At 63.3% G+C, this 1426-nt stretch carries 1 pseudogene; it reads left to right on the top strand.

Going from position 1 to position 1426, the window contains the following annotated elements:
* Positions 1 to 1288 (top strand): annotated as a pseudogene (locus IE94_RS40155) (hypothetical protein); the annotation flags it as partial.
* Positions 1289 to 1426 lie beyond the last annotated feature (138 nt).

Below are 1426 nucleotides of genomic sequence, written 5' to 3' on the forward strand. Positions count from 1 at the left end.
CTCCGCGGAACACTCCCGGCTGCAAGCCGTCCTCGACACCTACGAACCCATAGCCGGACCGCGGCCTGCCCCGTCAGAACACTCCGCTGCACCCGAGACCGCGGGCAGCAGCAGGTCACCCGAGTCCGACATCACGCCCGCCGCCGATGCCGCCATGGACCTCACCCGCTCCGTGACGAGCGACGCAGCCGCCCCCACCCTGCGTCCCGATGCGGACCCCGCCGCGAAGCCGGGTGAGGACACCCCGCACACGACCGCGGCCGGCCCTGGCACCCGTACGGCGGCGGCCGACCAGACGGTACCGACACACACCGCTGACGGTGGTCACGTCTTCGCTGTCCCTGACGACGGGGATACCGGCGCGCCCGACGTTCATGTCGAAGAAAAAAGCAAATTCGTGAACAGTGAAAGTGAACTGCTGCGCCGCCGACTGATACAGAAGATGGAGGCTGAATACCATATCGCCTTCAATTCCGCCGCCGGCGTGCAGGCGGTTCTGGAACATAATCCGAAAGCAGCTGATGCTGTCAAGGCGAAGATCACCCCTCTGCCTCTCCACCTCAACACGTTGGCGCAATTGAGCGCCTCTCTGCGCAACTACGCGCCCATCATGGGAGAGCGGCGCAAAAAATCCAGCCGCAGCAGCTTCGAGCAGGAGGTGGGAACAGTCGGCGTAGTGCGGTCTACGCTGGAAAAAAATGAACTAGATTTCCACGCCACGGGGGGGTATTTCAAATCACAGAAGCTGTTCAATATTTATGCCCGCGCACACTTTCGCATGAATGACGGTGTGATGCGTACGGCGACTCACGAGTTGGCGCATGGGCTCCTGGGCTACGCTTTGAATGACTTCACAAAAAGCTTCTGGGACGGCGTCGAATCTCCGTGGAAGTCATTTCGAGCGCAGGCCTTCAGTCCCGAAATCGACTTTGAATGGTCCATCGTAAGTCACCTTCAAGCGCATGCCAAATTTTCGCAGCAAGTTCCTCGGCACGCCAAAGCAGTAGCCGACCTCCAGCGCAAGCACCCACTCGTCCTGACGCAGCTGCCCGGCGAGTCAGCAGGCAGTGCTGCGCAACGCATCGTGCGTGAGCTCTCGGATGAGTTGCCGTGGTTCGTCGATCAGGTAGGAACGTGGGAGAACGGGCGCCCTCGTCTCGCTTTTCCCAATTCCAGCGGTTGTGGGCGAAGGCGCCGGTGGACACGGCGTCCATGTCGCCGGCACACCGGGCTCTGCGGCGGGCCCACACCCTCCTCGGCGGAACGCCCGCGGGCACCGGCGCGGTGATCCAGCGGTTCACCGTCCACGCCGAGGATTTCACCGCGTTGTCGCAGACGGACCAGCACGTGGCGGCTGTGGCGTACGTGGTGATGCGTGGTAGCGCCGAACAGGTCGAGTCGGCGGTGACGCGGGCGCGGGCTGCGG

The sequence above is a fragment of the Streptomyces violaceorubidus genome (assembly GCF_000717995.1).
Lineage (GTDB): Bacteria > Actinomycetota > Actinomycetes > Streptomycetales > Streptomycetaceae > Streptomyces > Streptomyces violaceorubidus.